Here is a 23,431-nt window from a genome sequence, read left to right on the forward strand (position 1 = left end):
CAACGCGCAGAGCATTGACCAAGCGCAGGTGAGCTAGCTTCATTAGGCGTTAGGTTTGCCAAGGCCTTTTATGCCGGGAGTACTTATCGTGTCGCTTTGGACCGGGCTTGCGCTCACTTTTTTGATTCTGGTCGTCCTTGTTGTCACCGGTCTTGCCGGGTGGCGGGCGCTCGACAAACGCGCCGAAGCGCGGGTGATGGCGGCCTTGCACGCGGTTCAGCCCGAAACGCCTCCGGTGTTCGACATGGCGATGGTGGAGGACCTGCCCGAACCGGCGCAGCGTTACTTTCGCTTCACCATCGCACCGGGCACCCCTCTCTACACTGTGGTCGACATCGAGATGGAGGGGCGGCTCAGCCTTGGCACGGCGGATGCGCCCAATTGGATGGAGATGACCGCTCGCCAAGTGCTCGGCGCGCCGGACGGCTTTTTGTGGCAGCCCAGCACCTCCTTCGGCGGTCTATCCATGAGCGGATCGGATGCGGCGCTGCGCGGCACGAGTTGGACCCGGTTCTGGCTGCTTGGGCTGTTTCCGGTCGTTCGGGCGGGCGGCAATGATGACCATGCCCGCGCAGCCTTCGGTCGCTACGTGGGCGAAGCTCTGTTCTGGACGCCGGCGGCGCTTTTGCCGAGGGACGGCATTGTTTGGGAATCGCTCGGCGAGAATAGCGCACGCATGGTGCTGACCGCCTATGGTATGGAGCAGCCGGTGGAAGTGCATGTTGATGCGCGTGGGGCACCAACGCGTATCGTGTTTCCGCGATGGTCGGATGCCAACCCGCAGAAACAGTTTCAGATTCAGCCGTTTGGCGGCGACCTGTCGGAGTATCGGACCTTTGAGGGTTTCACCCTGCCGACTGTCGTAAACGCCGGCAACTTTTACGGCACGGACGACTATTTCCCGTTTTTTCAGGTGCGGGTGACCTCGGTGTCGTTTCCACCGGCCAGCAGATCGTAGCGCATGTCGGGCAGCTTCTCGTCATTGCCGGAACCGTCGGTGCGGTCGGTCATGACAAAGCCTCTGCTCTCGTAAAGCGCGCGGGCGCGTGTATTGGCTTCGAACACCCAAAGGTGCAGCGGCGGACCGTAACGATTGATGGCATGATCCAGGAGCATTGCACCAACCCCTTGGCGCTGATGATCGGGATGCACGAAGAGATGGGTGATCTCGCCCATTGCCGCACCCGGCCTGCGTGTGAAGCTCAAGAAACCGGCCAAATGACCATCGCTCTCAGCGACCGTGATCGCGCAGCCTGCCGACAGGCCTGCGATGTAAGCGGTGTGCTCACCGGTGGTGTGGGGATCGTCAAACAGCTGCATCGAGGCGCGGGCTGTGCCAAACAGCCTGCCCAACGCGCCGATGTCGGCGTTGGTGAAGGGGCGCAGATTGATCTCTGCGCGCCCTTCAATTGTGGTCATTAGGCCGCCGCCTGTTTGGGTTCGATCAGCCCGCGGTTCACCAGGACCTCGGCGATCTGAACCGTGTTGAGCGCGGCGCCTTTGCGCAGATTGTCCGACACGCACCAGAATGTGAGGCCGTTTTCCACCGTCGCATCTTCGCGCACGCGGCTGATATAGGTCGCGTCCTCGCCGGCGGCCTCGTGCGGGGTGATGTAGCCGCCATCCTCATGCTTATCGATGAGCAGGCAGCCCGGCGCGTTGCGCAGGATGCCCTTGGCTTCCTCGGCGGTGATCGAGTTTTCGAACTCGACGTTCACAGCCTCGGAGTGCGACACGAAAACCGGGATGCGCACGCAGGTGGCGGTGAGCTTGATTTTCGGATCCAAGATCTTCTTGGTCTCGGCCATCATCTTCCACTCTTCCTTCGTGTAGCCGTCTTCCATGAACACATCGATGTGCGGAATGGCGTTGAAGGCGATGCGCTTGGGGAACTTCTCCGGCTTGATCTCGCCGACGGAAAAAACCGATTTGGTTTGCGCGAACAGCTCGTCCATCGCCTCTTTCCCGGCGCCGGATACGGACTGATAGGTCGAGACGACCACGCGCTTGATCGTGGCGGCATCATGCAGCGGCTTCAGCGCCACAACCAGCTGGGCCGTGGAGCAGTTGGGGTTGGCGATGATGTTCTTCTGCCGGAAGCCTTCAATCGCATCGGCGTTCACTTCGGGCACGATCAGCGGCACCTGGCTGTCCATGCGGAAGGCGGAGGAGTTGTCGATGACGACGCAACCGGCCGCACCGATCTTCGGCGCCCACTCGCGCGAGATATCACCGCCTGCCGACATGATCGCGATATCGATTTTGGAAAAATCGACACTGTCGAGAGCAACAACCTTCAGCCTGGTGTCGCCGAAATAGGCGTCTTGGCCTGCACTTTTACGCGAGGCGACGGCCAGAACGGTGTCAGCTGGAAAGCCGCGCTCGGCCAGAATGTCCAGCGCCTCGCGGCCCACATTGCCGGTCGCACCGACCACTGCAACGGTATATCCCATGGGAAAAATCCTTCTTTTGCTGCCCTGTATGTCTCTCAAAGCTACGCAGCGCGCAACATCACCCTTTGCCCCTCCCGAACTCCGGGTTGGGCAGTTGGCCGAACGCGCGGAAGGGACGGGCTGATTAGAGCTCGGTCGTCTTTGTGGTGGTGGTGGTTTTGGTAGCGCCCAACATCAACGCCGTTGTGAGCGACGTCACAACGAGATCGAATGCCTTGGTTAGGATGGTTTCCTGGCGCATGGTGCGCTTTACCGCCACAGACGGGCGGCGATGTCAATGTGGAGAGACCTAATGAGCGACGTTCGTTTGCTGGTTGTTGCTTTTTTGCTCGGCGGAACCTTTCCGGCAGCCGCTTCCGACGGTGCGGTGTCGATCCCCGACTATGGGACGCGGCTCACAGTGCCGGCCGATGGCTCCGGAAGCATTGAGTTCGCCCATCCGGCCTATGACGGTGCCCGTGCAACCGTGCGCATTGAGAACGGACGCGTTCTGGCGGGCACTGACAATGATGCGCTGACGCTTGCGACCTACGAGCCCGCAAGCCAGTGGAACGATGAAATGGCCGTTCTGCTGATGGACGTTGATTTCGACGGCTATTTGGATGTCGGGGTGCTCGATGGCGTTGGCTATGGCGGGGTGAATTTTTTCTGGACGTTCCACCGCGCCGACAGTGATCGCTTGTTCGTGCCGGTGGGGACCATCGCCAACCCTGAGCGCGACGACATTATGGGCACGATCCGAGAGCCCTCACGCTCCGGACCGTTCTGGACAACGGATGTGTACCGGCCAGAGGGCGAAGGGCTCGATCTCATTCTCAGTCGCACTCATTGGGGTGAGTTTGACGTGGTGACCTTTCCGGGCAGCCGCAAAGGTGGTGATATTCAACGCGGGATCATTCCGACCATCGCCCCAGACCCGTGGGACGCCGAAGCGCTGGAAGACCCCGGCTTCCATCAGTTTGCGGTGTCCACCAATCCCGGTCGGGCCTACTTTTATGGCGCCCCCGACGAGACGACGCGGCGCGGCGCTTATCTGGTCGAAGGGGATGAGGGCCGCGTGACCGATGTGAGCGAAACCGGCGACTGGTTTTTCATGGTGTTCACCCATCGAGAAACAGGCGTGACCACCACCGGCTGGATGCGTGCCGAGGATTTGGTGCTGCCGCAGGGGTAAAGCGGCACGTCATGGCCGCCCTTGAGGCGGCCATCCAGCTCTAACGCGGTCGATACTCGCCAGATGCTGGCCATTTGGGATGGATGGCCGGGTCAGGCCCGGCCATGACGTCTACGGCTAGCCTGCTGCCACCTTCTGCAACTCAGCCAACAGCGCATCGCCCATCTGCGACGTTGAAACTGGCGTGATGCCGTCACCAGCGATGTCACCAGTGCGGATGCCTGCATCGAGCACGTTGGCGATGGCCGTTTCCACTTGCGTCGCCAGGTCGACCATCCCAAGCGAATAGCGCAGCATCATGGCAAAGCTCGCGACCATGGCGATGGGGTTGGCCTTGCCCTGGCCGGCAATATCCGGCGCTGAACCGTGCACCGGCTCGTACATGGCCTTGCGCTTTTTGGTCACCGCGTCCTCGGCGCCCAGCGACGCTGACGGCAGCATGCCAAGCGATCCGGTCAGCATGGCGGCTACATCGGAGAGCATATCGCCGAAGAGGTTGTCGGTGACGATGACGTCGAACTGTTTGGGCGCGCGCACCAGCTGCATGCCGCCGGCATCGGCAAGCATGTGCGACAGCTCCACATCGGCGAAGGCGCCGGCATGGGTGGCGGTGACCACTTGGTTCCAGAGCACGCCGGAGCGCATGACATTGCGCTTTTCCATTGAGCAGACTTTGTTCGAGCGCGTGCGCGCCAGTTCAAACGCCACGGCGGCGATGCGTTCGATCTCGTGGGTGGTGTAGACCTGCGTGTCGACGGCGCGCTGCTCGCCATTCTCCAGGGTCACGACCTCTTTGGGCTCGCCGAAATAGACGCCGCCGGTCAGTTCGCGCACGATGAGGATATCCAGGCCCTCGACCAGCTCCGGCTTCAGTGAGGAGGCCGACGCCAGTGCCGGGTAGCAGATGGCCGGGCGCAGATTGGCAAACAGGGCCAGATCCTTGCGCAGGCTGAGCAGGCCGGCTTCCGGGCGGGCATCATACGGCACGTCATCCCATTTCGGCCCGCCAACGGCGCCGAAGAGAACCGCATCGGCGGCCAGCGCCTTGTCCATGGCCTCATCAGAGATGGCCGCGCCGTGATCGTCATAGGCGGCTCCGCCAACCAAATCGATGTCCGTCTCAATTGCGGTCAGGCCCTGCGCATTCGTCCAGGCGATGATTTTATCGACCTCGGCCATCGCTTCAGGGCCGATACCATCACCGGGCAGAACGAGAATGTTGGAGCGGGCGGGAGCCATCGACGGAGCCTCATATGTAGGGAAAAGAGGCCCCGTCCCTAGCGGTACGGTTCGCTCAGCGCAAGGGCGAGAGCATGCCGATCGCGATCATCAGCAGAGCAACGGTCGAGGCGCTGGCGCGTGCTGTGTTCCAAAAAGTCCAGCGCTCGCTGTAAGCACGCCAGATGGTTTCAGCGTTGCTGACCGCTGGGTCGACAGAGGCCAAGGCGTTGTTCATCGGTACGTTGATGAGAGCGGTGAGCAGCAACGCGCCGAGCAGATAGGTGAGGCCACCGCCCACCACCCAGAGCGCAGCCACGGTGTTGCCGTATCGCCAGAGAACCAAAGCGCTGATGGCGGCGGAGACTGGCGTCAGGAAGAAGGTGACGAAGAACACCGGATTTTGGACGGCCTGGTTGATCCCTTGCATCGCTTCAATGGCCGCGCTTGGCGCGATGCGATCAAGGCCCGGCATCACGCAGACTGAGAAGGCGTAGAAGAACCCGGCGATGAGCCCCATCAAGATGAGCGGCGGCAGGGAGATGAGCTGCGCGAGGGTCATGAGCCTGCCCGCCCAGACTCGCCCAGGTTCGGCTTGGCGACGGCCGCCAGCAGGATGAGAGAGGCGATTTGCCCAAGCAGGACCGCCGGCCAGATTTCGCCGATGGCCGGGTCGATCCATTTTTGCGGACCGTAGGAGATGAGTGCCGCGACAACGGCGAGGCCAGTGAGCGCTCTGGCGGTTTTACCCGACAAAGGCCCGAGGACCAGCGCCATCATTGCGATGGCCATTGAGGCCGCCAGGAAAGGCGCCATGGCGAACAGGGGGATCAACCGGGGCGGGTGCGGTGCAACGCCGGAAAAAAGGCTCGCCAACATCACCAGTTGCAAGATGATTAAGGTGCCAAGCGCAGCTTGGGGCAGACGGGACGGCATTCTCTTTCCTTTCGAACGGTGTGAATTTTCAAGTGTAAAGAACTTTACGCTTGCTGATTGTGTAAAAGAGTTTACGGTTAGGGGCAAATGAAATTTCGGTAAGGATTGGCGACGGGTCGGATGGACCAAGCGGCGGCACAGCAAGCTGGCTCGAAAGCGGACGGGCGCCGCCGGGCGATTGAAGAGGCGGCCTATCGCGTGCTGGTGCGTGATGGGTACAAGGCGGCGTCGATCCTCGCGATCGCCAAGGAAGCCAAAGCCTCCAACGAGACACTCTACCGTTGGTATGGCAACAAGCAGGGGCTTTTTGCCGCGCTCGTGGAACGCAACGCCGAAGCTGCGCGCGAGCTTTTGAGTGAGGCGCTTGCCGGCGATCTGGCACCTTTGGATGCCTTGGAAAAACTCGGACCGGTGCTGTTACGCATTGTGACCAGTGAACGGGCCGTGGCGCTCAACCGCGCGGCGGCTGGTGATGTCTATGACACCGGCACTTTGGGCGAAGCGCTTGCCAAAGGCGGGCGGGAAAGTCTGGTGCCGCTCATCGCAAAGCTTTTGGCGCAGGCTGACGCTGAAGGGGCGTTGTTGATCGTTGAGCCTGATACGGCGGCCGATGACTACATCAATCTGTTGATCGGCGATCTCCAAATCCGGCGGGCCATCGGAGCCGTTGATATGCCGACCGAGGCGGCCATTGTTGCCCGTTCGACACGGGCCCTGAATTTGATGCGTCAGCTTTACGCAGCGTCTTGATCCTGAACGCACCATCGCCTAGGTGAGCCGGGCGCGCCGCCAAATGGCGCCAACTTTGGAACGTCAATGTCTGAGATTGTCCGTATTCGCTAAGGTTCCGGCTTAGAAGCACGGCGCGAGCCGCCGTCGCTTAGGAACCGATCATAAGCACCTTGCCGCACCAATGCGTGCTGGCGAGCTGTGCTTTGCGTTTGCCGTTCCAAATTCAAGACAATCCCATGAACATTTCCAAACACGAACAGCGCGTGCTGCACGTGCTCGCTCAAGGTGGCTCGATCCATTTCAAGCGCGGGCCAGGTGGCAAAGTGCAGGAGATCATCTGCTTCACACGCGATGGTCACGTGCTCTCCGATTGCACGCTTCCCGTTTTCGACCGCCTGAAGAAGCGCAAGCTCATTCGCTCACATGGCGGGAAACCCTACCGCATCACCTACAAGGGCCGCGTCTTTGTGCGCCCCCAATTGGACAACCGCTAGAAAGACCAAAGGTATGAAAGACCGAACCCTAATCCGGCCCATTGTGCGGGCCGACCTGCCGGCGCTGAAACGGATCATTGCCAGCACCGACCTTTTCCCGCCGGACATGCTGGAAGGTATGATGGAGGGCCATTGGAATGGCTCTCCTGATCCGGCGTTGTGGCTCACCTATGGTGATCCGCATCCGCTGGCGATTGCTTATGCAGCGCCCGAACCGATGACCGATGGTTGTTGGAATCTTTACTTGATCGCCGTGCACGCCGATCACCACGGCCAAGGCATCGGGCGGTTGCTCATGGCCTATGTTGAGGACACGCTCGCCGTGGAAGGTGTGCGGGTATTGCTGGTCGAGACCTCAGGCGATGATGGCTTTGCCCGCACGCGCAACTTCTACCGGCAATCGCATTATGAAGAGGAAGCGTGTATCCGCGAGTTTTATGCGGCCGGCGAGGACAAAATCGTCTTTCGCAAGGCGCTTTAGTTTGCCCTTTTCCAGATCATCATGGCCGGGCTTGACCCGGCCATCACGCCGAGCGTGTGAGTCGGGATCTGCAACTGCCTCGTCACTATCAGATCCCGGATAGCTTTCGGCTTCCGGGATGACAGCTATGGCTGGGCTGGCGCCTCTTCCTCGCCGTCCTCTTCCGCATAGCGGTTCATCACCGGGATCTGGAACAGCGTGAAGGCGAAGGTGATGGGCATGACGCCCCACACCTTGAAGGCGACCCAGAAGTCGGTGCTTTGCGTGCGCCAGACAACTTCGTTGAGCACGGCCAGGAAGATGAAGAACAGGCCCCAGCGCAGCGTTAGGATGCGCCAGCCCTCTTCCTTCAGGTTGAAGGCATCATCGAACACGTAGGAGAGCAGAGAGAGTTTGAAAATCCAAAGCCCGCCAAGCAGCACTGTGGCGAACAGCATGTTCACGATGGTGGGCTTCAACTTAATGAAAAGATCATCCTGCAAAAACAGCGTCAGCGCGCCGAAGAACAGCACAACCACGCCGGACACCAGCGGCATGATTGGAAGCTTGCCGAGATAGATGCGCGAGGCAATCAGCGAGATCGTGATCGCCACCATGAACACGGCGGTCGCCAGAAAGATCGGTTCGCGGAACCCGGCGAGCGCCGGATAGCTTTCCATCAGCGACGCGCCGCGTGCGTTGACGAAGAAAAAGATCACCAGCGGCCCAAGCTCAAGCGCAAGCTTGATGAACGGGTTCTTGGTTTCTTTCTTCTCGGTGATGGTTGTTTCAGTCATGCGGGCTCGTTCTCTTGCGTGTCGTCGAGCCCGGCAATGGCACGGGCGAAACTTGTTGGGTCGAAGGCTTCCAGATCGTCGACGGCTTCGCCGACACCGATCAGGTGCACCGGTATCTGATGTTTCTTGGCGATGGCAACAAGGATACCGCCCTTGGCCGTGCCGTCCAGCTTGGTCATGACTAGGCCGGTGACGCCAGCGGTTTTGCCGAAAACATCCACTTGATTGAGGGCGTTCTGACCGGTCGTGGCGTCGAGCGTCAGCAGCACATCGTGCGGCGCGTCGGGATCGATCTTCTTGATCACCCGAATGACTTTTTCCAGCTCGGCCATCAACTCTGTGCGGTTCTGCAAACGACCGGCGGTGTCGATGAGGAGGACATCAATATCCTGCTCCTTGGCCTGCGTCAGTGCGTCAAAGGCGAGGCCTGCCGCGTCGGAGCCTTGCGGTCGGGTGATGACGGGCGCGCCGGTGCGTTCGCCCCAGACTTTGAGCTGTTCGATGGCAGCGGCGCGAAAGGTATCGCCGGCGGCAAGCATCGGTTTCATGCCAAATGCTGAAATTTTTGAAGCGAGCTTGCCGATGGTTGTCGTCTTGCCGGCGCCGTTCACGCCGACCATCAAGATGACATGCGGCTTGCGCGTCGGCGCGACGCGCAGGGGTTCGGCGACGGGTTCGAGCACCTTAGCGACCTCATCGGCGAGCACCTGTTTGATCTCCTCTTCGGAGACCTCTTTGCCGAAGCGCTCATCTTCCAGCCGGGTGGTGATCGCCATAGCGGTGTCCACGCCAAGATCGGCCTGGATCAGAATGTCTTCCAGCTCCTCCAGCGCCTCGCCGTCGAGCTTCTTCTTGGTGACCAGCGAGACCACGCCCTGGGTGATCGAGTTAGAAGATCGCTTCAACCCGTCGGTGAGGCGCGAGAGCCAGCCCTTCTTGGCCGGTTCATCGGATGGTGTTTCGACGCGTTTTTCCGGCGTGATGGCGATAAAGTGGAGATCGTCGTTCATGCTGCCTGGTCGGTCTCATTGGTTAGGCTGCCGGTCAGGCGCTGACCCTCATGGCCTGTGATGGCGACGGGCAGGATATCGCCTGCGGCCGGGCCGTTGCCCGTCACCGGGATAGCAACCTCCGTGTAGGCCGGGATTCGCCCGCGCGCCAGCCCGTCGGCGACACGCTCGATCAGCACCGGCTGGGTCGTGCCGGCCTGAGATGCCAGATGTTTGGCAAGCGCCTCGCGGCCTTTCTCGCGCAGGCGGTCGGCGCGGGCTTTGATGGTCGGACGATCGACTTGCGGCATTTTCGCTGCCGGTGTGCCTTGGCGCGGCGAAAACGGAAAGACGTGCAGGAAGGTGAGGCCGCATTCATCCACCAGTTTCAGCGAGTTTTCGAACATCGCCTCGGTCTCGGTGGGGAATCCGGCGATGATATCGGCGCCATAGACTATGTCAGGCCGCGCGGCCCGCATGTCTTGGCAAAAGGCAATCGCGTCATCGCGCAGATGGCGGCGCTTCATGCGTTTCAAAATCATATCGTCGCCCGCCTGAAGGGAGAGATGCAGGTGTGGCATCAGGCGTTCATCGCCTTTGATCGCATCCACCAAGGCTGGATCGGCCTCGATGCTGTCGATGGAGGAAAGCCGCAGCCTTTGCAGCTCCGGGACATGCCGCAGGATCTGCTGCACTAGGTCACCAAGCTTGGGCGATCCTGGCAGGTCCGGGCCGTAGCTGGTGAGATCAACGCCGGTGAGCACCGCCTCGGCATAGCCTTGATCGACCAGCCGTTTGATCTGGTCGACGGCGACGCCCATGGGCACGGAGCGGGCATTTCCGCGGCCATTGGGAATGATGCAGAAGGTGCAGCGATGATCGCAGCCATTCTGCACTTCGACAAACGCGCGGGTGCGCTCGCCAAACCCGTTGGTGAAGGCTGGGGACGTCTCCTTGACCCGCATGATGTCGGTGATGTGCAGCTTATCTGGTGTGGCCGCTGGCAGGGTTGCCCAGGTGGCTGGCGCGGTTTTGGCCTCGTTGCCGAGCACCAGATCAACCTCATCCATGTGGGCGAAGGTTTCCGGCTCAATTTGCGCGGCGCACCCCGTCACCACAACTCGGGCGGTTGGGTTATCGCGCTTGGCCTTACGGATAGTCTGGCGCGCCTGGCGCACCGCCTCGCTTGTCACCGCGCAGGTGTTCACGATGATCGTGTTGCTATGCCCGGCGGCTTCCGCCGATTGGCGCATCGCTTCGGATTCCACCGTGTTGAGGCGGCAACCAAGGGTGAGGACATCAACGGCCATGGTGCGCCTACTATGCCGCCGCGCTGGTAAAGATCGCGTCAGTGAGCACGACATCGCGTTCATGCTCGACAGGACCAGTCATCAGCACGTGCTCGTTGCTAGCCCATTCGATTTGCAGCGTGCCACCGGGCTGATGCACCGTGACCGCGCGCTCGGCGCGCCGCAGGCGGGCCGCCGAGACCGCTGCCGCACACGCGGCCGAACCGCAGGCGAGTGTGAGACCTGCTCCGCGCTCCCAAGTGCGCATAACCAGCGTTTCTCGATCCACGACCTGAACGATGGAAATGTTGGCGCGCTGCGGAAACAGCGGATGGTGTTCGAGCATCGGGCCGATCTTATCAAGGCCGATACTGGCCGTGTCATCGACCCAAAAGACCGCATGCGGGTTGCCCAAGTTCACCACAGCCGGCGAGGACAGGATCGGATCGCCAGCCGGACCCACATGCAGCTCAATGAAGCGCGTGTCCTGAAAGGGTTCGGACAGGGGAATCTCATCCCACGCAAAGCGCGGCGTGCCCATGTCCACCGTGTAGGTGAGCGGCGTTTCATCTTTGGTGATCGAGAGAAGCCCGCGCGCGGTTTCTACCAAGCGCGTCTCTTGCGTGCCCCGGGTTTCATCCAGATGCCAGGCGACACAGCGCGTGCCGTTGCCGCAAGCTTCGGCGAGCGACCCGTCGGTGTTGTAGATACGGATCAAGGCAGCCGTGCCATCTGTGGCGGGTGCGTGCAGAACCATCAGCTGGTCGAAGGTGGTCTCAGCCTGGTGCGCGATCGCCTGCGCTTCGCCCTCTGACACGATGTGATCGCTGTCGGTGAGGTCGAGAACCGTGATCTTGTTGCCGGCGCCATTCATGACCCGCGCAAGGCGGCCAGCAAGAGCATTAGACTGTTGCATTTGGTGCGTTACATCCATGGGGCGCGATCTATGCCCGAAGGTTGATTTGATGGCCAGTTTTTCTGCAGGTGTGCAGTGCACACCTTGCTAAAAATCGGTTTTATGCTACATTTGTTCAACGTGCGGCGGCATTTTTTTTGAAGAGCCTAACCTGCTTTTAGCAGTTGGAACGCAAAAGATCGCCGGTTCAGAACAAGCGGCTTCTCGCACGTGAGGCTGCTTTTTATGCCACGGCAGGAGACGTTTCATGGCTACAGGTACGGTTAAGTGGTTCGATGCCACGAAGGGTTTCGGGTTCATCGTTCCCGATGAAGGCGGCAAGGATGTGTTCGTGCACATTTCAGCTGTTGAGCGTGCTGGTCTTCAAACCCTGAAAGACAATCAGAAGATCACCTACGAACTGGAAGAAGGCCGCAACGGTCGCATGGCTGCAGCGCAGCTTCAGGTTCAAGACGATTGATCACCGTCAGATAACGTTCCAGCCAAGCTGGAGCGCTGAGGAAAGCCGGGCCTAGCGTCCGGCTTTTTGTTTTTGCAAGGTTTCATGGGGCGTTGGCTCGGCGTCACTTCTCCCACATGTGGTAAGCTGACGAATCGAACGAGCTCTGCTGACCTTGCAGCAAAGATGAACCGGGATCGGGCATGCCACAACAGCGACTGGCCGACGTCATCACGCTCTCTGACAAGTTGGATCTTGCGATCTTCATTCTTGAGGTGGGCGAGGATGAGACCTTCATCTTCCGCAAACTCAACTCCTCCCACGAGAAGATATCAGGCCTGAAGAGCGCCGACTTGGAGGGCAAGACGCCGTTCGATGTTCTGCCGCCGCGCATGGCCGAAAACGTTCAGGCCAAATATCTGACATGTCTGCGATCGCGGGCCCCGCTCACCTATGAAGAGGTGCTGCAGTTTCCCACTGGTGAAACCTGGTGGCAGACCACTCTTTCGCCGATGGTCTTCGATGATGGTCGCGTGATCGGCATTGTCGGGACAGCGGTCGATATAACGGTGCGCAAGCAGCAGGAGTTTCGCGATGCCAAAGCGCTGGCCGACCTGCGCAAGCTGAACGAAGAGATCAACACCTACACGTCGATGGCGGCGCACGACGTGCGCGGCCCGCTTCGCAAGATCAAGGTGATCACTGAACTTCTTTTCGCTGATATGGCCGATGGGTCAGAGTCCGACGCGCCTCTAACGCTTGGAGCGGAACAGAAAGTTTTGGCGTCGTCGATCGGGCAGATCGCCGACTCCACCCTCAAACATGTCGACAGCATCTTGAGTTATGCACGCGCTTTGGAGCTGCCGAGCGACGCGACGCTTGAGCCGGTAGACCTTGGTATGCTGTTTGCTGATCTCACCGGCCTGGTCGATGCCACGGGTTCTTTTGACTTTGATTATCCCGCTGGGACCGTCATTGCCGAGCGGATCATTCTCCAAATCGCCTTGCGCAATCTGCTTGAAAATGCGGTGAAGTTCGGCAAAGCGCGATGCAGGGTTTCGCTGACTGTGAGTGACCAGGCGCCGGAGTTCTTGCAGTTCGTGGCCTCTGATGACGGGCCTGGATTTGCCCAAGGGGCAATCCTCAGCGACCAGTCGGCACAGTCTCGCCTGCAATCGCCGACCAGCGGGTTTGGGTTGGCCAGCGCGCAGAGGATGATCGAGTCTCGTGGCGGCAAAATGTGGCTCGCCGATCCGGCGCTGATGCCAGACGATGCGCGGCTTGGCGGCGCGCATGTCGCCTTCACGACACGTGGGTCAATCTCGAAAGGCAGCGCGCAGGAGGCCTGAGCCCAGGCTCCTGATCTTGCGTTCAATGGCCGTGATAGTTGTCGTTCGGCGTATTCGGCGCGGTAGCCGCCTGCGCAATTACGTCGGCAAAGACGCCGGTGCGGATGACGCCCAACAGTTCGGACTTGTCGAGAATGATCTCCTCGCCGTGGCGCTGTTCCGGCTTGAACTCCTCGCCGGAAACATCGGCTGAAACCACCAGGGTGCACCCGCAAAAGCCGGTCGCTTCCTTCAGCGTTTGATAAGCTTGGTGATAATTGGCGTGTGGGGGGACGCGGTTATCAAGTATAAGCGCATCATACTCCTGTTGAGCGAGCGCCTCGCGCGCCTCTTCCAGAGTAGTGCACGTTGTCATGTCATAGGAATGCTTGTCGTCCAGGCTTAAATAGGCCTGCATAAGCCGATGATCGATATCGCAATCGTCGAGATAGAGTAGTCGAATTGAAACGGTCATTGCCGTCTGCGCTCCCAGCTTTATTGGCGGACGAGAACGCTGTCCGGTACCTCACTCATTTCAATTCTGTCGCGCATGTTTGTGTGGTAACGACCTCAATGGGCGACCGTGAGACTCCAACCTTAGTTCGGTAGATAGGCCTCACGGATATCTTCGGCAAGCCTAATATAATCATTCAGTGTTGAAGGCTTGGTGCGATACTCAGTTGCGCCCAACGCAAAGGCCTTCTCGCGGTCGTCCTGCTGGGAGGAACTTGACAACATCATCACCGGGCATGGCTCGGCGGGGTCTTTGCGGTGCTTCTTGCGTAGAGCGGTCAGCACATCGAAGCCATTCATGTTTGGCATTTGGATATCGAGCAGCGTGACGTCGGGTTCGTGCCGATCAATGGCATCGACTGCTTGGCGGGAGTCGGCAATTTCGATCAGCTCTACGGGCATACCAAGAGCGTTGAAACTGCGGCGGATGACGAACCTGTCCAGTTCATCATCATCCACCACCAAGACACGCAGAGGCAGTGAAGGCGCTTCGGAAACAAATTCCTGCATAATCACGACCTTTTCGAATGGAGACTTAACGAATTGTTAAAAACTCTCATCTGTGTACGGAATAATACGAGCATGCGCTTCGCGTTGGCCTTTGTATGTAGCGTTTCCGGCATAAGTGACAACTAATTAACGACAGATGCAATTATGCATCACCCCTTACGCCGTCGGCAGGTGACGGGCGTTTTCTGTCACTTTCCCATGGATCCGTAGCGGCATAGTCCGTGTTTAAGCGATCGCTAATGGCTGATCCACTTAGCCTATTGGACATCGGCATTTGCCCGTAGAAAGCGGATATTCTCGCGCTCTATGGTTGAAATTAACGAATATCTTTGACCGCAACCGCATAAATCACGCCGAATCATCCCGTTTGATCGCAAGCTTTGGTGTTGCTGCAGGTCAACTCGTGCCGGTTTTCAATGATCCGGCACGATGGCTGAGTCCAACGGCAACGCCTTCCATTTCATGGGAAGATGCCGACACTGAACGACCGGTCTCCAGGCTCTGGTCGGCCTGCTGGCGCAGATCTTTGACCGCCTCTTCGGCCGTGCCGGCGTGGGAGGCGGCGTGGTTGATAACGCGTTCAACAGCTCTGGTCTCGTCCTCAAAGGCGCTTACCCCATCAGAAAGCGCTGCGATGCGGTTTGCAGCATCACTGACACCATCGGAAATCGCGGTAACCGTCGTGCGTTCGCGCTCGGCGGTGGCGTGAATGTCGGCCACGGCGCCGGCGATTGATTCCAAGATGGTGCCGACCTCGCCGATCATGTCGCGTGAACCCAGCGAGCTGTCGCGCACCTTCATGATGGCATTGCGAATGTCTTCGGTCGCTCCGGCGGTGCGCTCCGACAGGGCTTTGATCTCATTGGCGACCACGGCAAAGCCCTTGCCATGATCGCCGGCGCGCGCCGCTTCGATCGTGGCGTTGAGTGCGAGCAAATTGGTCTGATTTTGGATGCCAATGATCAGATCGATGACCGCTTCGATGTCGTCGGCGGCAGAGCCCAGTTGCGAAACCGTCGCGCTGGCGTTCTGCGACAAAGCCACCGCCTTGCCGGAGACATTGCGGGCTTCATTGGCGCCCGCGGCAACGCTGGTGACGGCGTTCGATAGATTTTCGACAAAAGCTGCGATCTGGCGGATGTCGCCCGATACCGCACCCGCGGACTCGGCAAGACCGGCGGTTTTTCGGCGCAGCGCCTTTACATCATCGACGGCGAGATGCGCGCTCTCGGCGACGGTTTTTGTTGAGGATTGAACCTCGCCGGTGCGGACATGCACCACCCTGGCGGACTTGCTGACGTCGTGGGCGACCGCATTCAACTCGGCAGCCAGGCGGCCGGACGTCTCAGAAATGTCGCCGACCAGTGTTTGAACTTTGTCGAGAAAAGGGTTGATGATGATCGCCAAGTCAGCGGCCTCATCGCCTGTCGTCTCATCAAGACGGGTGGCGAGGTCGGCCCGTCCCTCGGCGATGGCTTGCAGGCTTTGCTGCAACGCAAGTGTTCCCAGGGACGCGCCATGCTCGGCGGCATTGAGGCCCATGGCCTCTTCGGATTCGGTGACGCGTAGGCCAACGATTTTGTCGATCAGCCACATGCCGGGAACCGCAATGGCCGTGACCCAGGCGATGTTGACGGCAACGCCAAGGAGTTGAACCCCAAATTGGGCCAGGCGGGTATCCGCGGCCAGTTTGGCTTCCAGGGCAAAAAAGGCGACCGCCAGAGTGCCGTAGATACCGGCCACACCATGGACAGAGACGGCGCCGACGACATCGTCGAGCTTCAACCGTCTTTCGATGAAATCCTCAGACAGAACCACCAAGAGGCCAGCGCTGAAGCCGATCGCGGCGGCACCAAGGACGGTGACGGCGTCAGCGCCTGCCGTTATCGCAACCAGACCGCCAAGCAATCCATTCACCGAGCGGCGTGGTTGGAACAGGCCGTTATCTCGTTCTTTGCCCAGCAGGAGTGCCGCAGTTCCGCCGGCTGCCCCGGCCAGAACTGTGTTGATGATGATGTGGCCGAGGTTGGCGGTGACGCCGCCGGCTGAACCGCCATTGAACCCGATCCAGCCGACGAACAATAGGATTGCGCCGGATGTGGAGAGTACCATGGAACAACCATGGATCGTTCGTGGATTGCCCTCTGCATCGTATTTGTCACGCCGCGGCCCGACCAACCAAATGGCCACAAGTGCCACCCCGGCCCCAGTGGCGTGCACCACAGTTGAGCCGGCAAAATCGATAAAACCGAGATTGGCCAGCCAGGCGGTGTTGGCTGCGTTTTGCAAATCGCCCCAAACCCAATGGCCATAAACCGGATAGATGAGGGCGGCGATGAGCAAGGTGATCAGGGCATAGGTCTTGAACTTCATGCGCTCAGCGACGGCGCCGGACACAATGGTTGCCGCCGTGCTGACGAACATCGCATGGAAGGCGAAGAACGCGTAGGTCCACTCGTCTTGGAAACCTGAAATCAGGTGTTGTTTGTCCCATCCGATCACGCCGAATTGGCTTGACCCAAACATGAAGGAAAATCCCACGATCGCGAATGCGCAGATGGAGATCAGCAGATCGCAGAGGTTTTTCTGGGCAACATTGATGGAGTTTTTCGACCGGGCCGATCCAGCTTCGAGCATCAAGAAGCCAATCTGCATCATCAGCACCAAGCCCGCGCAGGTCAGCATCCAGGCGAAATCGGCGCGCAATTGTTGATCGAGCCGCAGCGCTTCGACCGTCGCGTCCAGCAGAAGTGGCGAGACCTCAGCGGTGGCCGGCAATGCGGGCAGGCTCATCACCAGCGCAAGCGCGAGCAGGAAGAAGCGTTGCAGAGTTCGGCGCATCATTGTCTCCTACCGACAGTGCGGTTCGGTGGCGGGGTGGCTTTGCATCTTCTCGCAAGCAGACGCGTCTATGTGCGTAGCATTATGCTCGTATAAGTTGCATCTTTCTTAACAGCATCTTTTGCGTGTTTTTCTAGTGTTCGGATTTCTGGCCTGATCTCGGCCCTTTCCTTGACTTTTCTTGGCTGAGGCCGTAGCGGGTCGCTCTCTTGCTGATGCACTTGTTTTGCATGAGCCGACCGGGACCCTATCTTCTGAGCGAAGACGTGATCCCGGAGGTGACCTCCCGCCAGCGCGTTGCGCCCGCGGGAGCGTTTTGGCGTTCTCTGCTCCGCAGTGCCGCCAGAGCGTTGCGCCCCTTTGGGCGCTTGCCGCTTGGCTCACTGTTTTCGCGCGACTCAGCAACCAGACTGGACCGAAACCATGTTCGATACGCTTTCTGATCGCCTTTCCGGCATTTTCGATGGGCTCACCAAACGCGGTGCGCTGTCGGAGAAAGATGTCAACGAAGCTCTGCGCGAGGTTCGCCGTGCGCTTTTGGAAGCTGATGTCGCGCTGGAAGTGGTGCGTGCGTTTGTCGAGCAGGTGCGGGCACGCGCGGTTGGTGTTGAGGTTCTAAAAAGCGTTTCGCCGGGCCAGCAGGTCATCAAGATCGTCCATGACGAGTTGGTGGCGGTTCTTGGCTCCGAAGCGCAGACCATTGACCTTGCCTCCGTGCCGCCGGTGCCGATCCTGATGGTCGGTCTGCAGGGCTCGGGTAAGACGACGACGACGGCCAAGATCGCCAAACGTCTTGTCGAGCGCGAGAAAAAGAAGGTCTTGATGGCCTCGCTCGATACGCGCCGTCCGGCTGCCATGGAGCAGTTGCGTGTGCTCGGCGAGCAGTTGGAGGTGCCGACGCTTCCTATCGTCGAAGGCCAAAGCGCGGTGCAGATCGCCAAGCGGGCGATGGATGCAGCACGTCTCGGCGGTCACGATGTGGTGCTGCTTGATACCGCTGGCCGCACCACGGTCGATGAAGCCTTGATGGCTGAAACCGCCGAGATCGAGCAGGTCGCCAAGCCGCATGAAGTGCTGCTCGTCGTCGATGCGCTGACCGGCCAGGACGCGGTGAACACCGCACGCGCCTTTGATCAGCGGCTTGATGTCACCGGCATCGTGCTCACCCGCGTCGATGGCGACGGGCGTGGTGGTGCGGCGCTGGCGATGCGCGCGGTCACCGGCAAGCCGATCAAGTTGATCGGCACTGGCGAGAAGGTCGATGCGCTGGAAGAATTCCACCCGCAGCGCATCGCCGGGCGCATTCTGGGTCAGGGCGACATCGTCTCGCTGGTCGAAAAAGCCGCCCAGGACATCGATCAGGAAAAAGCGGCCAAGATGGCCAAGCGCCTGCAAAAGGGCGCGTTCGATCTCAATGACCTCAAAGAGCAGATGCAACAAATGCAGAAGCTCGGCGGCATGGGCGGCCTGATGGGCATGATGCCCGGCATCGGCAAAATGAAAAAGCAGATCGATCAGGCCGGCATCGACGACAAAGCGATCACCCGCCAGATCGCGATCATTCAATCGATGACGCCAAAGGAACGGGCGAAGCCCGATGTTCTTAAAGCCAGCCGCAAAAAGCGCATCGCGGCCGGTTCCGGCATGCAGGTGGCAGACGTCAATAAGCTTTTGAAAATGCATCGTCAGATGGCCGACATGATGAAGGCCATGGGCAAGAAAAAAGGCGGCATGCTTGGCGGTCTTTTCGGCGGCGGCATGCCAAGCCCCGAAGAGATTGCAGCAGCCCAGGCGGCGCAAGGCGGTGCTGGCGGCGATGCTGGAGCAGCTCCTAGCCTTGATCCGGATGCGTTGGCGAAAATGGCGCAGCAGGCCGGTGGCGGTCTTCCAGGGCTCGGGGCACCCGGTGGCTTGCCCGGACTTGGTGGCGGCATGCCGGGCATGCCTGGGCTTCCAGGCCTGGGCGTTCCTCAGCGCGGCGGCAAAAAGAAGAAGCGCAAATGAGCGACGAATCACCCATCTTTGCGCCGACCCTGGAAACCGAACGGCTTATCCTGCGCGGTTGGAATCTCGACGATTTCTCAACCTTGGCGACGTTTCTAGCCGACGATGAGGCGAACCGGTTTCGCGGCGGCGCGGTCGATCGCAATGCGGCCTGGGCCTATCTTGAAGGTCTCGCCGGGCAATGGGCGTTGCGCGGTTACGGTACGTTTGCAGTCGAGGACAAGGAAACTGAGGACCTGGTCGGTTGGGCCGGGCTTTGGCATCCGGCGCGCCTGGAAGAGCCGGAGCTCTGCTGGAGCATTTTCCCGGCATTCACCGGGCAGGGTTACGCCCATGAAGCAGCCGGTGCGGCGCTCGTTTGGTGGACACAGATTGAAGACCAGCCAGCGCCGTTCTCCATGACCCATCCGGACAACATTGCTTCCCAGCGTGTGGCGGAAAAGCTTGGGGCGGTGCGCGGCGAGGATTTCGTTTTCGATGGCCGCCCCTCTTTCTTTTACCGCCACCAGATCGGTACGCGCGAGGAGATGGTCCATTGATCACCAACTACGCGCTGACCATTCCAACCATCGAGACCGAGCGGCTTGTCCTGCGTGGCTGGAAAGAGGCCGATGCGGCTGGCTACGCTGAGCTCTATGGCGATGAAGACAACGCCAAGTTCATCGGCGGCGTCATGGCGCCCTGGGACGCCTGGCGCATGGTGGCGCAGCGTATCGGCCAATGGCATCTGCGCGGGTTTGCGATGTTTGCGGTAGAAGAAAAAGAGTCAGGCCAGTTCATCGGCCATGCCGGCCCCAACTTTCCCGAAGGCTGGCCGGAGCGCGAGATCGGCTGGGGCCTCATCAAGCGCTTCCAAGGCAAGGGCTACGCTCTAGAGGCGGCGCGCGCCTCACTGCGCTTTGCCTATGATGCGCTTGGCTGGCGAACCGCCATCAGCCTCATCGATAGAGACAACATCCCCTCTCGCAGGCTCGCCGAGCGCCTCGGCGCCAGCTTTGAGCGCACCGAGACGGTTGCCAGCTTTACCGCCGATATCTATCGGCACCTTCCGCCTTCCCAATTCTTGAAATAGCTGAACAAAAGGACATTCAACTATGGCTATCAAACTGCGTCTCGCCCGTGGCGGGTCAAAAAAGCGCCCCTATTATTCCATCGTTGCTGCCGATGCGCGTGCGCCGCGCGACGGTCGCTATGTGGAGAAAGTGGGCAGCTACAATCCGCTGCTGCCGAAAGACTCCGAAGATCGCGTGAAGCTGAACGTTGAGCGCATTCAGCATTGGTTGTCCGTTGGCGCCCAGCCGACCGACCGTGTCCTGCGCTTCCTGGATGAAGCTGGTCTTGCCAAGCGCGAAGCGCGCAACAACCCCAACAAAGCTGTTCCTGGCGAAAAAGCCAAAGAGCGCGAGCAGGAAAAAGCTGACAAGGCGGCCGCTCTGGCCGAAGCCGAAGCTGAAGCTGCCGCCGCACCGGCTGAAGAGGCGCCCGCTGAAGAGGCGCCGGCTGAAGAAGCCCCTGCCGAAGAGGCTGCTGCCGAAGACGCCAGCGCCGAGGAAGAGAAAGCCAGCTAGGGTTTCGACCCACGGCTTATCTGGCCATGCCGGGTTCATCCGACGATCCGTTCATCATTCTTGCCCGCATCGGTGCGCCCAATGGGGTGCGCGGTGCGGCGCGGGTGAAGCTGTTCGGCGATGATACGGCAGGGCTGGCCGAGTATGGTCCGTTGCGACGGGCCGACGGCATGGGAGCGATTGTTTTGACCGGTCTGCGACCGGGCAAAACGCCTGATATGGTGGTGGCGACCTTTGAGGGCATCACCAGCCGTGAGCAAGTGGCGGAGCTCAACGGTGTTGAGCTTGGTTTGCCGCGCTCGGCGCTGCCAACTCCGGACGATGAGGATGATTTTTACCACGCCGATCTCATTGGCCTGGAAACGCGCCTCATCGACGGAAGTCGGTTCGGAGACATCATTCAGGTGGCCAATTACGGCGCCGACGATCTGCTTGATGTGAAGCCTGATCGTGGCGGCCCGTCGGTCTTGGTGCCGTTCACCAAAGCCATCGTGCCGACCGTGAAGATCGCTGATGGCTATGTCGTGCTCGATCCACCTGAGGGTTTGCTCGATCCGCCAAAGAAGAAACCGGCTGAGGCGGATGGATGAGCTTTCGGGCCGAAATCTTCACGCTCTATCCGGACATGTTCCCCGGCACGCTTGGTGCGGCGCTGGCTGGCAAGGCGCTGGCCGATGGCCTTTGGTCGCTCGAAACCCACAACATCCGCGACGCGGCCACGGATAAACATCGCTCTGTGGACGACACCCCGGCCGGTGGCGGTGCGGGCATGGTGTTGCGGGCCGACATTTTGGCCAAGGCGCTTGATGCCCATGTGTCCTCGGATGACCCACGCCCGAGACTTCTCATGTCGCCGCGTGGTGTGCCTCTGACGCAAGGCATGGTGCGTGACCTCGCCCAAGGGCCGGGCGCGGTGATTGTCTGCGGCCGCTTTGAAGGCGTGGATGAGCGCGTGATCGAAGCGCGTGGCCTGCAAGAGGTCTCGATCGGCGACTATGTGCTGTCGGGCGGGGAAGTTGCCGCTCAGGTGCTCTTGGATGCTGTGGTGCGGCTTTTGCCCGGTGTGATGGGCAATGACGTGTCTGGCATGCATGAAAGCTTTGAAGATGGGCTTCTGGAACATCCACACTACACACGCCCTGTGGAATGGGAGGGGCGCAGCATTCCGGACGTTTTGCGTTCCGGTGACCATAAAAAGATCGATCAGTGGCGACGGGAGCAGGCCGAGGCCCTGACTCGCGCGCGCCGTCCTGATTTGCTGGGCTAGCACCCTCGACAAGCGCTAGGGCGTGGTGTATGCGAACCGCTCACCCGGTAGGCGACTGCCGGGTTTTTGGATTGACAAAACAGCCTGTGCACCTTGCGTTTCCAACGCTTGGTAGATCGTAATGATCATCACCGACGGGCTTTGTTCGAACACGCACGCATCCCGCGGCCTTTCTTCCAGCGCACCCTTGCGCAGGGCCCTTGTGATGCCTCTGGACCGAGACAGATGGAGATCAGCCGATGAACCTCATCGCTGAACTGGAAAAAGAACACGCTGCCGAGCTTGAAGCCAAGCGTCCGATCCCGACCTTTTCACCGGGCGACACCTTGAAGGTGAACGTGCGCGTGACCGAGGGCACCCGCACCCGTGTGCAGGCCTATGAAGGTGTGTGCATTGCGCGCTCCGGCGGTGGCCTCAACGAAAGCTTCACGGTGCGCAAGATTTCCTACGGCGAAGGCGTGGAACGTGTTTTCCCGCTATACTCGCCGCTGCTGGACAGCATCGAAGTGATCCGCCGCGGTAAAGTCCGTCGCGCGAAGCTTTATTATCTGCGTGACCGTCGCGGTAAATCGGCGCGTATCGCCGAGGCAACCAACGTGCGTGCCCGTGCACTCAACGATGAAGTGCGTGCTGGTATCGCTGCTGACAAAGCCGCCGCTCAGGCTGCCAAGGAAGAAGCCAAAGCTGCGGCTGCCGCTGCTGCCGAAGCTGAAGCTGCCGCCGCAGAGGCCGCTGCTGCTGAAGCCGAGGCACCGGCTGAAGACAAAGCCGAATAGGCTTTCAGCTCTCGCATTTCTCTGAGTTTCAAAAGGCGGCCAACTGGCCGCCTTTTTTGTGTCTGGTGGCAGGATCGCTCAGAGCAAGTCGCGGTTCAGCGCAAGTTGCTGCAGCAACATGATCGTCTTGGCGTCGGCGATCTTGCCGGATGCGATCATGGCCAGTGCTTCGTCGAGCCGGATGTGGAGAACTTCAATGTCTTCGCCCTCGTCGGGATGGCCGCCACCCTCCGACACCTGGTCCTTGGCCGCGTAGGCGCCGATGAAACAGGCCAGTTTCTCTGTTACCGAGCCAGGGCTCATAAAGGCGTCGAACACCAAGGTGAGCTTGGAGACGCTGTAGCCGGTTTCTTCTTCAAGTTCGGCGCGCATGCGCTCGGCGGGGTCAAGGCCTTCCAAGAGGCCGGCTGGCGTTTCGATCAAAAAGCCATCATGGCCGTTGAGCATCGCCGGTAGGCGAAACTGTTTGACCAGCAACACCGTGTCCTGATCGCGGTTGTAGAGCAGGCAGGCCGCGCCATTGCCGCGATCATAGGCCTCGCGGGTCTGGTTCTGCCACGTGCCGTCGCGTCGTTTCAACGCAAAGGTGTGTTTGGTCAGCGTGCCCCAATTGTCGGAGAGTACTAATTGCTCGATAGGGCGGAAGAATTCTGTTTCTTTCACGGGTCAGGGCCTTGGCAGTTCACACAAAAAACCCGGCTCACATTGCATGAGCCGGGTTGGCGAT

At 60.1% G+C, this 23,431-nt stretch carries 27 protein-coding genes; 14 read left to right on the top strand and 13 right to left on the bottom strand.

Annotated features, from left to right (window positions below):
- Positions 1 to 70: 70 nt before the first annotated feature.
- A complete protein-coding gene (locus tag JJ917_13455) occupies positions 71 to 958 on the top strand; it encodes a hypothetical protein (GenBank protein ID MBO6699831.1) in 888 nt (295 codons plus the stop codon).
- Here JJ917_13455 and JJ917_13460 read toward each other — a convergent pair.
- A complete protein-coding gene (locus JJ917_13460; GenBank protein ID MBO6699832.1) occupies positions 910 to 1,419 on the bottom strand; it encodes a GNAT family N-acetyltransferase in 510 nt (169 codons plus the stop codon). The genes JJ917_13455 and JJ917_13460 overlap by 49 nt on opposite strands.
- Positions 1,419 to 2,453 (bottom strand): aspartate-semialdehyde dehydrogenase, encoded by a 1,035-nt coding sequence (locus JJ917_13465; GenBank protein MBO6699833.1) that lies wholly within the window; start codon positions 2,451 to 2,453, stop codon positions 1,419 to 1,421. Before JJ917_13465 ends, JJ917_13460 begins: the two co-directional genes overlap by 1 nt.
- A 292-nt stretch (positions 2,454 to 2,745) precedes the next feature.
- On the opposite strand from JJ917_13465, the gene JJ917_13470 reads away from it, so the two are divergent.
- Positions 2,746 to 3,627, top strand: coding sequence for a hypothetical protein (locus JJ917_13470; GenBank protein ID MBO6699834.1), 882 nt, complete (start codon positions 2,746 to 2,748; stop codon positions 3,625 to 3,627).
- 117 nt (positions 3,628 to 3,744) lie between these two features.
- On the opposite strand, the gene leuB is transcribed toward JJ917_13470, so the two are convergent.
- From leuB to JJ917_13485, 3 genes are read right to left on the bottom strand one after another with little or no spacing between them, the layout of a single operon-like run.
- A complete protein-coding gene (gene leuB, locus JJ917_13475; protein ID MBO6699835.1) occupies positions 3,745 to 4,866 on the bottom strand; it encodes a 3-isopropylmalate dehydrogenase in 1,122 nt (373 codons plus the stop codon).
- A gap of 55 nt (positions 4,867 to 4,921) precedes the next feature.
- Positions 4,922 to 5,407 (bottom strand): DUF1772 domain-containing protein, encoded by a 486-nt coding sequence (locus JJ917_13480; protein MBO6699836.1) that lies wholly within the window; start codon positions 5,405 to 5,407, stop codon positions 4,922 to 4,924.
- A complete protein-coding gene (locus tag JJ917_13485) occupies positions 5,404 to 5,781 on the bottom strand; it encodes a hypothetical protein (GenBank protein ID MBO6699837.1) in 378 nt (125 codons plus the stop codon). Before JJ917_13485 ends, JJ917_13480 begins: the two co-directional genes overlap by 4 nt.
- Before the next feature lie 120 nt (positions 5,782 to 5,901).
- Here JJ917_13485 and JJ917_13490 point away from each other — a divergent pair, with 120 nt between their 5' ends.
- From JJ917_13490 to JJ917_13500, 3 genes are all read left to right on the top strand, one after another.
- Positions 5,902 to 6,531, top strand: a complete 630-nt coding sequence (locus JJ917_13490) for a TetR/AcrR family transcriptional regulator (GenBank protein MBO6699838.1) — start codon at positions 5,902 to 5,904, stop codon at positions 6,529 to 6,531.
- Positions 6,532 to 6,749: 218 nt separating this feature from the next.
- Positions 6,750 to 7,007, top strand: a complete 258-nt coding sequence (locus tag JJ917_13495; GenBank protein ID MBO6699839.1) for a YjhX family toxin — start codon at positions 6,750 to 6,752, stop codon at positions 7,005 to 7,007.
- 13 nt (positions 7,008 to 7,020) lie between these two features.
- Complete coding sequence (locus JJ917_13500) at positions 7,021 to 7,488, top strand: GNAT family N-acetyltransferase (protein ID MBO6699840.1); 468 nt, start codon at positions 7,021 to 7,023, stop codon at positions 7,486 to 7,488.
- A 125-nt stretch (positions 7,489 to 7,613) separates the two neighbouring features.
- Here the strand turns inward: JJ917_13500 and JJ917_13505 are convergent, their stop codons facing one another.
- The 4 genes from JJ917_13505 to JJ917_13520 are packed head-to-tail and all read right to left on the bottom strand — an operon-like array spanning position 7,614 to position 11,416.
- On the bottom strand, positions 7,614 to 8,264 hold the full coding sequence (locus JJ917_13505; protein MBO6699841.1) for a septation protein A: 651 nt from the start codon (positions 8,262 to 8,264) through the stop codon (positions 7,614 to 7,616).
- Positions 8,261 to 9,274 carry a signal recognition particle-docking protein FtsY gene (gene ftsY / locus JJ917_13510; GenBank protein ID MBO6699842.1) on the bottom strand — a complete coding sequence of 338 codons (1,014 nt, stop codon included), beginning with the start codon at positions 9,272 to 9,274 and terminating at the stop codon, positions 8,261 to 8,263. The genes JJ917_13505 and ftsY overlap by 4 nt, the downstream gene beginning before the upstream one ends.
- Positions 9,271 to 10,563 carry a tRNA (N(6)-L-threonylcarbamoyladenosine(37)-C(2))-methylthiotransferase MtaB gene (gene mtaB / locus JJ917_13515; GenBank protein ID MBO6699843.1) on the bottom strand — a complete coding sequence of 431 codons (1,293 nt, stop codon included), beginning with the start codon at positions 10,561 to 10,563 and terminating at the stop codon, positions 9,271 to 9,273. Before mtaB ends, ftsY begins: the two co-directional genes overlap by 4 nt.
- Before the next feature lie 10 nt (positions 10,564 to 10,573).
- Positions 10,574 to 11,416: a diaminopimelate epimerase gene (locus tag JJ917_13520; protein MBO6699844.1), complete on the bottom strand. Its 843-nt coding sequence runs from the start codon at positions 11,414 to 11,416 to the stop codon at positions 10,574 to 10,576.
- Between the two features lie 289 nt (positions 11,417 to 11,705).
- Here JJ917_13520 and JJ917_13525 point away from each other — a divergent pair, with 289 nt between their 5' ends.
- On the top strand, positions 11,706 to 11,918 hold the full coding sequence (locus tag JJ917_13525; protein MBO6699845.1) for a cold-shock protein: 213 nt from the start codon (positions 11,706 to 11,708) through the stop codon (positions 11,916 to 11,918).
- 182 nt (positions 11,919 to 12,100) lie between these two features.
- Positions 12,101 to 13,246 carry a PAS domain-containing sensor histidine kinase gene (locus JJ917_13530; GenBank protein ID MBO6699846.1) on the top strand — a complete coding sequence of 382 codons (1,146 nt, stop codon included), beginning with the start codon at positions 12,101 to 12,103 and terminating at the stop codon, positions 13,244 to 13,246.
- A 22-nt stretch (positions 13,247 to 13,268) separates the two neighbouring features.
- Here JJ917_13530 and JJ917_13535 read toward each other — a convergent pair whose 3' ends face one another.
- The 3 genes from JJ917_13535 to amt all read right to left on the bottom strand — a co-directional run bounded on the left by JJ917_13535 (position 13,269) and on the right by amt (position 17,092).
- Entirely contained in the window at positions 13,269 to 13,700 is a 432-nt protein-coding gene (locus JJ917_13535; GenBank protein MBO6699847.1) for a hypothetical protein, read from the bottom strand.
- A 122-nt stretch (positions 13,701 to 13,822) separates the two neighbouring features.
- Positions 13,823 to 14,248, bottom strand: a complete 426-nt coding sequence (locus JJ917_13540; GenBank protein MBO6699848.1) for a response regulator — start codon at positions 14,246 to 14,248, stop codon at positions 13,823 to 13,825.
- 396 nt (positions 14,249 to 14,644) lie between these two features.
- Positions 14,645 to 17,092: an ammonium transporter gene (gene amt, locus JJ917_13545; GenBank protein MBO6699849.1), complete on the bottom strand. Its 2,448-nt coding sequence runs from the start codon at positions 17,090 to 17,092 to the stop codon at positions 14,645 to 14,647.
- Positions 17,093 to 17,512: 420 nt separating this feature from the next.
- On the opposite strand from amt, the gene ffh reads away from it, so the two are divergent.
- From ffh to rplS, 7 genes are all read left to right on the top strand, one after another.
- Positions 17,513 to 19,093: a signal recognition particle protein gene (ffh, locus tag JJ917_13550; GenBank protein MBO6699850.1), complete on the top strand. Its 1,581-nt coding sequence runs from the start codon at positions 17,513 to 17,515 to the stop codon at positions 19,091 to 19,093.
- Entirely contained in the window at positions 19,090 to 19,632 is a 543-nt protein-coding gene (locus JJ917_13555) for a GNAT family N-acetyltransferase (GenBank protein ID MBO6699851.1), read from the top strand. Before ffh ends, JJ917_13555 begins: the two co-directional genes overlap by 4 nt.
- Positions 19,629 to 20,165 carry a GNAT family N-acetyltransferase gene (locus JJ917_13560; GenBank protein MBO6699852.1) on the top strand — a complete coding sequence of 179 codons (537 nt, stop codon included), beginning with the start codon at positions 19,629 to 19,631 and terminating at the stop codon, positions 20,163 to 20,165. The genes JJ917_13555 and JJ917_13560 overlap by 4 nt, the downstream gene beginning before the upstream one ends.
- Positions 20,166 to 20,187: 22 nt before the next feature.
- Entirely contained in the window at positions 20,188 to 20,661 is a 474-nt protein-coding gene (rpsP, locus tag JJ917_13565; protein MBO6699853.1) for a 30S ribosomal protein S16, read from the top strand.
- Between the two features lie 26 nt (positions 20,662 to 20,687).
- Positions 20,688 to 21,251, top strand: coding sequence for a 16S rRNA processing protein RimM (gene rimM / locus JJ917_13570; protein ID MBO6699854.1), 564 nt, complete (start codon positions 20,688 to 20,690; stop codon positions 21,249 to 21,251).
- Positions 21,248 to 21,928, top strand: coding sequence for a tRNA (guanosine(37)-N1)-methyltransferase TrmD (trmD, locus tag JJ917_13575; GenBank protein MBO6699855.1), 681 nt, complete (start codon positions 21,248 to 21,250; stop codon positions 21,926 to 21,928). Before rimM ends, trmD begins: the two co-directional genes overlap by 4 nt.
- Positions 21,929 to 22,167: 239 nt before the next feature.
- A complete protein-coding gene (rplS, locus tag JJ917_13580; GenBank protein MBO6699856.1) occupies positions 22,168 to 22,704 on the top strand; it encodes a 50S ribosomal protein L19 in 537 nt (178 codons plus the stop codon).
- 78 nt (positions 22,705 to 22,782) lie between these two features.
- On the opposite strand, the gene JJ917_13585 is transcribed toward rplS, so the two are convergent.
- The gene (locus JJ917_13585) at positions 22,783 to 23,367 is read right to left on the bottom strand and encodes an NUDIX domain-containing protein (GenBank protein ID MBO6699857.1); all 585 of its coding nucleotides are present in this window, start codon (positions 23,365 to 23,367) and stop codon (positions 22,783 to 22,785) included.
- Between the last annotated feature and the right edge of the window lie 64 nt (positions 23,368 to 23,431).

Source organism: Hyphomicrobiales bacterium, from assembly GCA_017642935.1.
Taxonomy (GTDB): domain Bacteria; phylum Pseudomonadota; class Alphaproteobacteria; order Rhizobiales; family MH13; genus MH13.